This window comes from bacterium, from assembly GCA_021372775.1.
Taxonomy (GTDB): domain Bacteria; phylum Acidobacteriota; class Polarisedimenticolia; order J045; family J045; genus JAJFTU01.
On the sequence record JAJFTU010000372.1, the window covers coordinates 1 to 7,544 of the forward strand.

Consider the following 7,544-nt stretch of genomic DNA (forward strand, 5'->3'; position numbering starts at 1 on the left):
GACTTCCGCTTCGGGCGCGGCCGCGCCGGCGACGTCCCGCTGCTCAACAAGCTCGGCGCCGCGCTCGGCTTCACCGCGCACGAAGTCCCGCCCGTGATGCACGACGACGAGCGCATCTCCACCTCGCGCATCCGCGAGTCGGTCGGCGCCGGCCGCGTCGAGGAAGCCGCGCAAATGCTCGGCCGCCCCTTCGCCCTCGCCGGCACGATCGTCCACGGCGAAGGCCGCGGCGGCGCCGTCCTCGTCCCCACCGCCAACCTCGCCCCCGAGAACGAGCTCCTCCCCGCGCGCGGCGTCTACTTCACCCTCACCCGCCTCGGCGACCTCCACGTCCCCGGCCTCACCAACATCGGCGTCCGCCCCACCTTCGGCGACCACCGCCTCGTCGTCGAGACCTTCCTTCCCGGCTTCAAGGGCGACCTCTACGGTGCCCGCGTCGAGCTCGACTTCCAGGCCCGCCACCGCGACGAACGCAAGTTCGACTCCCCCGAGGGCCTGCTCGCCCAGATCCAACGGGACATCGACGCGTTCGAGGAGTGGCGGGGGAAGCGCGGGTAGACGAGCAAGAGGCTCCGCCCGCCGCTCAGCCGACCGCGGCTGGCGCGCCGAATTCGCCCAGTTTCGTCATCCGCAGCCCTTGAGCGAACCGTGCCCGCGCAAGTACGATGTGACTTGGGCTCGGGGGACATCGTTCACGGGAATCGCCACGCACCACGAAGGCGCGAGCCGCGGCTCGACCCAAATTTGGAGGCATCGCCCCGGCCAGTCCGGAGACTGCCCCACCGGCGTTTCTTCCCATGCAAGACGATCCCTCCTGTTGCAGGGGACAGAGATGAGCGCGGAAGGCCCAAAGACGCAGAACGGAGCCGATTCGAAGACAGAATGGACGTACAAGTCAGCCGTTCTCGTCTTCTGCATCGCCGTCAACTACATCGGCAGTGTCATCGCCTTCGACAATTCCTACCGATTCCTCTTCCTCGACATGATCGGCACGTTCATCGCCGCGGTCGTCTTCGGGCCGGTCTTCGCCGTCACGACAGCGCTGCTGACGAACACACTGACTTCGATCACCACCCCGAACCTGGCGCATTTCGCTTTCGCGAACGCGGCCGGCGGCCTCTGGTGGGCGTTCGCCGCGCAGCGGGGATGGCTCGCTGTCCTGCGGCCGCAGAAGGCTGCGCCGACCGGCGCGTGGCAACGAATCCGCTCCTCCTTGCAGCTCATTGTCGTCGGCGGAGGCGGGGCCTGCGTTGCGGTGAGCGTCGTCGCCGTCTTTCTCAAGAGCTTTGTCTTCGGCCACGAAACGGCGACCTACGGAGACTACCTCTTCGCCGCGTTCGCCGGTCCGACGTGGTTCCGCGCTCTCGCCGCGGATCTTGTCCTCTCCTTCCCCGACAAGACGCTCGTCGCGATGGCCGGGTTCATCATGGTCCAGTCCTATCTCCGGTTCACGAAATGCCAGCTCTGCGAGATTCCCTCGACGGATCGCAGGCGCCTTGCCGCCGCGAACCGCAGGGACATCACGCTTCTCGTGCCGACTCTAGTTGTATTTCTGGCTGCCCTCGCGTGGCGCCACTTCCAACTCTTCCCAGGCGAAGGCCACGCATCGGCGCACTGGACCGTCGGACTTCTCGCACTCGCGCTTCTCGCCGCGGCTCTCCGGCCCTGTTTCGCGAACAGATCCGTCCACCACGACGCGCTGCGGGATCTCTTCGAGACTCAAGCCCAGCACCCCGCCAGCGACCCCGATTCTTGGTTCCTTGGCACGTTGGGCGTCGGCCTCGTCTTCATCACGATGCTCTACTGCGCCGCGTTCGCTTGGCTGGGACAGACCCCGTGGGCCTTCTACGCCTCGAAGTCGTGGCCGATCACACCGTCATGGACCGCGATCATCGCCATCATCGGGCTCGCCGGAGCGCAGGTGTTCATCGCCCGCATCAACGAATGCCGCGCCGCGGAGTTGGCCGTGCAAGACAAAGCCGCGGTCCGCGAGGAAGCGAAGGGCGTCGTGAATCTCCTCGGGCGGGAGTTGCGCCGCGCGCTGGCTGGTTCGCTCCAGACGGCGCAAGAACTTGAGACTGGGTGGGAAGAGAATCCCGCGGTCGTCAAACAGATCAGCAACATCGTCGCCGACATGCACCACGAGCCGGGAAACTGGATTGCCCAAGCAGTGCGCGAAGGACGGCCCTTGACCGGCGCAGACCTCACCGTCTGTCAGGGTGCAATCAACTTCGTAAAGGCGCGCCTCAAGGAGCAATGCACGGATATTCCGGCAATGTTTGATTTCACCCCACAAACGCTTCCAGTCGGCCAAGCGGCGAGACGAGTCGAAGAGTACGTGAAGACACACTTCGCCTCGCTCGAATCCTATTCCTACATCGACCTCGATGTTCAAGTGGACCAAGGTGTACGAACGATGTCGGACATGGAGGTTAGCCTCATCCTGGGCCAACTACGCTCAGTCCTTCGGAATCTCGTAGCCAACTCCGTGCAGGCAATCGAGCGCCTCTATCGGCGCGCTGCGGACGCCCAGTTCCGACGCAAGATCGTCGTCCGCATCACGTTCGACCGAGATCTCGCCATATCGGTCATCGATGAAGGAGGGGGGTTCCAGCCCGAGATTATCGGCGACATCTATGTCACCGGAGTTGCGAGTTCCAAGAAGCGAGTCGGCGGAGGAGCGCGCATCGGCGAAGGCACGATGCTGATCAAATTCTTCGCCGGCCTGATGGGCGCAACGATCGTTGCCGACAACGTGACCAGCGCCGACGGCCATGTCGGCGCATCCACGAAGATCTTGTTCCCCGCACACCCCCGCGCAGGCTCCGCGCGCGGAGGGGATGCAAACACGGAGCGACCATGACATCGAGCACCGAAAAGGTGAATGTCGTTGTGGCTGACGACAATGCGGGAATTCGAACTGGCCTGACGGCAGAGATTCTCAAGTCTTTTCCGAATGCCGGCGTCAAGACCTTCAGTGACGCCGTCACGACAGAGATGTACCTAACCCAGAATCCCTACGAGACCGACGTCCTGTTTCTGGACATCGACTTCGGCCCGGGAGCCACCGGTCTTGATGTCTTGGAGAACATCAGAGACAGCGACGGCATCCTCCCCATCGTCCTGCTGACCGGCACGACGATGTGGGAGGATCTCGCGACCGCCTGTCGGCTCTACGGCGCGCACCTTGTCGAAAAGCCGGTTGGCGCGGGACCGCTCTGCGTCCATATCGAGAGCGCGTTGGGACTCCTGGAGCGTCTCGGCAAGCTGCGCGGGACCATCGACGGGCTTCAGGCGGCGCTCGCGGAAGCCGCGAAGACCAAGCCCGGCGATCATGGCGCCGGCGAGGTCGCCGACTCCGAAGTTCTTCGGGGGCTGTTCCCCCGGCTCGACTTCTCGAAGTCGGCAGTCTCCGAGATGCTCGCGTGCAAGGACATCCGCCTCGTGAAGGCGCTTGCGGATCTCAACAATAGAACGCCGGGGAACGGCAGCTACCTAAAGCAGATCAAGAGCACGCCCGGCCTGTGGGAAGCCCGTTTCTCTACGCCGGGACGCGTTTTCCTGCGGTTCCACGACAACCGCGTTCTGATCGAGAACATCGATCCCGATCACCGGGTGTTGGCCTAGAGGCCGGAGCGGAAGGGCACGCATGCTGGACAAGGCCGTGATCAGTGAATACTTGAAACGCGCCGAGCGGGCTGCGTCGTCCGCGTACGCTCCGTTCTCGAATCTCCGGGTCGGCGCCGTGGTCCGTCTGCGCGACGGGCGCGAGTTCGTCGGCGTCAACGTGGAGAATGCCTCCTTCGGTCTGACGATGTGCGCCGAGCGCGTCGCGCTCGGCGCCGCCGTCGCCGCGGGCGCCCGCCCCGGCGATGTCGAGCTCTTGGCCGTCGCCAGCCCCGACCGCCCGATCACGCCCTGCGGCGCCTGCCGGCAGGTGATCGCGGAGTTCGGCCACGACATTCGCGTCCTGTTCCGCGCCGACGGCGGCGCCGACGTACTCGCGCACGCCGGCGAGCTGCTCCCCGCGCTGTTCTCGTTCGGGGACGGAACGCGGGGCTGACAGACCCGGCAGACGCAGTTCCGTTGCCGAGCGGGAAGGCGGCCGGCGACGATCCCCGGCGCGACGGCAACGGGGCCCGCGAAGGGGCGGCCTGCGCTCGCCGTGAAGTTCGCGCGTCCAGCAGCTCGCGCACGACGACGACGGCGGCGGCGTGCATCCGCGTTCGCGGCGGGGCGGCGCCGAAGGATCGCGATCAGCGATCGCGGAAGAGCTTCTTGGCGCCGACGTAGATCAGGTAGGTAACGCCGAAGAGCACGATGAAGTGCAGCATGCCGTTTCCCCCTCTTTGGCCGTCCGTGGTTGAACGACCGAACGTCCTTCGGGGAGAGGACGGCTCAGGTCGGTCGCGCTGACCGGCGCGCGACTCGCGCGGGAACCGAAGGCCATCCGCCGGAGAGGCCGCGGCGGTCCGGACCGAAGCGCTCGCGCGGCGTTCAGCCGCGGAACGCGGCGACGCCCGAGACCTCGTCCACGACGACCGCGACGCGCGCGGGGGGAAGCACGGAGCCGTCGCGCGGGCCGCCGCCGACGGAAGAGCCTCCGCCCCACGTCTGGCCGGGCGCGAGCGCCGCGCCGCGCGCCGCCGCTTCGGCGTCGTTGAGCGCCGCGTAGAGGCGGCGCAGCGGGAAGCCGCCGACGAGGTCGCTGCGCTTGGCCAGCGAGTAGCGCCAGCGGCCGTCGCCCAGCGGCGCGACGAAGACGAGGCGCGTCCGGCCGGACGCGTAGAGCGCGGTCGCGCCGTCGGTCCGCCCCGCGTCGCCCGCCGCACGCACCAGCGACCACGAGCCGTGGTCCTCGATCCGCGGCGAGAGGTCAAGCGCTTCGCGGGACTCCGCCGCGGAAGCGCCCGCCTCTTCCCGAGGCGCCGCCAAGTCCGGCGCGTCCGCCAGTTCCGCCCTATCCGAATTGAAGGCCCAGGCGCCCGCCTCTTCCCGCGGCGCCGCCAAGGACGCGCCCGAGCCGTCGCGCGGCGCGGCCTCCGGCGCGCCGGCCGCCCACCACGCGTCGAGGCCGCGCAGCGCCTCGTCCAGCGCCGCGTCGCCGCCCTGCGGATAGCCCGCCGCGCGCGCCGCAAGCGCCGACGCCAGCGCATCCATGCAGCCGAACAGCAGGCCCGGGTTCTCAAGCGGATAGGCGGGGCCGTGCGCGTCCGCCTCCGCGACCGCGGCGACGACCGCCCGCGTCCGCCGCAGCGCGTCCGCCGCCAGCGCGACGTCGCGCCGCGCCAGCAGCCAAGCGGCCAGTGCGCTGTCGGCGTCCACGTCGTTCAGCAGGACGGTGAAGGCGCTCGGGTCGAGGCCGAGCAGCAGCGCGTCGAGGACCTGGCGGCACGTCGCCGCCGTCGCCAAGCGCACGCACGACGCGTGGTGGTCGAACGAGTAGCGCTCCCGTTCCGCGTCGATCCGCGGCCCCGCGACCGCGCCGTCGAGGGCGATCGTGCGCGGCGGCAACGCGTCCCAGACCCACTCCCGGCCGACTTCGACGACGAAGCGCATCGCGTTCCCCCTGCGGACGGACGGTCCGCGCGGCCATTGAAGCGCCCGCGCCGCGGACGCGCCACCCCCTCGGCCGCGACTCCGCCACGGCAACGGCCGAGGCGGTCGATCGCGCGCCCGCGCCGCGGACGCGCCACCCCGTCTGCCGCGGCCGCGCCCCGCTCAGGCGCCGCGCCGCGGGTCGCCCCCGGAAATCCGGACGACGCCGACGACGCGGAGCCCCGTCAGACGTCGAGCAACGGGTCGTCGTCGATCGGCGGGCGGCGCCGTTGCGCCGGCGCGGACGGCGGCGGCGCGGACGCGCGTGGCCGTTCGACGCGCCTCCGCGGCGCCGGCGGCGGCACGCTCCCCTCGGCCGCGACCTCCACCGCGCGCAGCGACTCCTTCCCCTTCTTCCGGTCGTAGCTCGGCTCCAGCCGGAACGCCACGCGCCGCCCGACCTGCCGCAGGCTCGCCGGGATGTCGCGCAGCAGCACGAAGTACTCCGCGCCGTCGTCCGCGTGCAGGAACCCGAACGGCTTCCCCTCCGGCAGCTTCGCCACGGCGCCGGAGACGAGCGGCCGCGCCTCGTTGACCACGCGCCGCCAGGCGTGCTCGCACCACTGCACGAGGTCGCGGAACGGCAGGTCGCGCGGCCCGGACTCCCCCGCCTCCGCCGTGGCGCGCCGCAGCAGCTCGTCGTGCGGCACGCGCACCGGCCAGCCCTCGCGGGCGCGGATCTGCGTCGCGAGCAGCGCGTGGGCCATCGCGTTGGGCGCGTCCCCCGCCTCGAGGAAGAGCCGCCCCAGCCGCTCCACCAGCTTGATCTTGGCCTTCGTCTGCCCCGGCCCCTGCGCCGCGCGGCATCCCTCGAGCAACGCCTCGTCCAGATCGCCGGCCCGCTCCGCGAGCTCGGAGATCGAATCGTGGAGGTACCAACACTGCGGGTCGCGCGCCGACGCCGCGCGCAGCTCCCGCAGCGCCTCGGCGACGTCGCCCAGCTCGGCCAGCGCCAGCGCGCCCCAGCGCAGGAAGTCCCGCTGCCCGGGGAAGAGCGCCTGCGCCTCCTGCGCCGCGAGGAGCGCGTCCTGCCAGCGTTCGAGCTCCAGCAGCGCCTTGACGCGGGCGAAGTGCCACTGCGCGAACTCGGACGGGACGTCGCGCCCGTCGTATTCGCGCGGCGCGCGGTCGAGCGTCGCCGGGTCGAGCCGCTCGATCCAGTCGAGCAGCCGGTCCCACGCGCCGCGAGCCTTGGCGACCTTGACCACGCCGAAGACGGCGCGCCGCAGGCCGAGATCCTTCGCCCCCATCGCGAGCATCCGCTTCGCCGCCGCCTCGGCCTTGGCGAGGTCGAGGGCGGCGACGGCCGGCTTGAGCTCCGCGTCGTGCGCGAGCCAGAGGACTTCGTTGCGGACCCACTCATGCTGCGGCCACTGCTCGAGGCACTCGCCGAGCAGCTTCCCCGCTTCGGCGAGCCGCGCCTGATGGCGCAGGCACAACGCGAGCCGCCAGCCGACCTCCGGCTCCGGCGCAGCCGCCCAGGACTTCCGCAGCAACGCCTCCGCGTCCGCGTACTTCTTCGCCTTCCGCAGCTCATCGACGACCTGAAGATCCTTGGCGTCCATCGGACTCCCCCCTCGGGCCCCGAACGGCGGCGGCGCCGTCCGGGCAACCCGGCGCCGCACTTCCCCCCGTCGCCCCCGCGACGGCGCAAAGCCCGCACGGACAATAACATACGCTCGCGCTTGACACTGTGTGCGTCGCGCGGGCAAATTCTTGATTCTGCAAGCGGTTCCGCGCCCATGGCGACTGGCGCGGCGCGCTCTTTGACAACCGAGCAGGGTGCGTCGTATCGCGCCCCGTAAACCTTTTCCCAAGAGCCAATTCCACGATATGCTGTCATCGATGAAGCCGCGCACGAACGCGGATTGAGACAACGTTTCGGGAAGCTTCACGGCGCCGGCCTTCGCCAAGTCATCGATGAAGCCGCGCACGAACGCGGATTG

At 69.6% G+C, this 7,544-nt stretch carries 6 protein-coding genes; 4 read left to right on the forward strand and 2 right to left on the reverse strand.

Annotation, left to right across the window (positions count from 1 at the left end):
* The 4 genes from LLG88_12280 to cdd all read left to right on the forward strand — a co-directional run.
* A partial coding sequence (locus tag LLG88_12280; protein MCE5247680.1) for a riboflavin biosynthesis protein RibF occupies positions 1-558 on the forward strand: 558 nt, incomplete at its 5' end.
* Between the two features lie 274 nt (positions 559-832).
* Positions 833-2,863, forward strand: a complete 2,031-nt coding sequence (locus LLG88_12285; protein ID MCE5247681.1) for a hypothetical protein — start codon at positions 833-835, stop codon at positions 2,861-2,863.
* Positions 2,860-3,627 (forward strand): response regulator, encoded by a 768-nt coding sequence (locus LLG88_12290; protein MCE5247682.1) that lies wholly within the window; start codon positions 2,860-2,862, stop codon positions 3,625-3,627. Before LLG88_12285 ends, LLG88_12290 begins: the two co-directional genes overlap by 4 nt.
* 22 nt (positions 3,628-3,649) lie before the next feature.
* Entirely contained in the window at positions 3,650-4,063 is a 414-nt protein-coding gene (gene cdd, locus LLG88_12295; protein ID MCE5247683.1) for a cytidine deaminase, read from the forward strand.
* A 434-nt stretch (positions 4,064-4,497) separates the two neighbouring features.
* On the opposite strand, the gene LLG88_12300 is transcribed toward cdd, so the two are convergent.
* On the reverse strand, positions 4,498-5,559 hold the full coding sequence (locus tag LLG88_12300) for a hypothetical protein (GenBank protein ID MCE5247684.1): 1,062 nt from the start codon (positions 5,557-5,559) through the stop codon (positions 4,498-4,500).
* Positions 5,560-5,783: 224 nt separating this feature from the next.
* Positions 5,784-7,163, reverse strand: coding sequence for a hypothetical protein (locus LLG88_12305; protein ID MCE5247685.1), 1,380 nt, complete (start codon positions 7,161-7,163; stop codon positions 5,784-5,786).
* Positions 7,164-7,544: the final 381 nt, after the last annotated feature.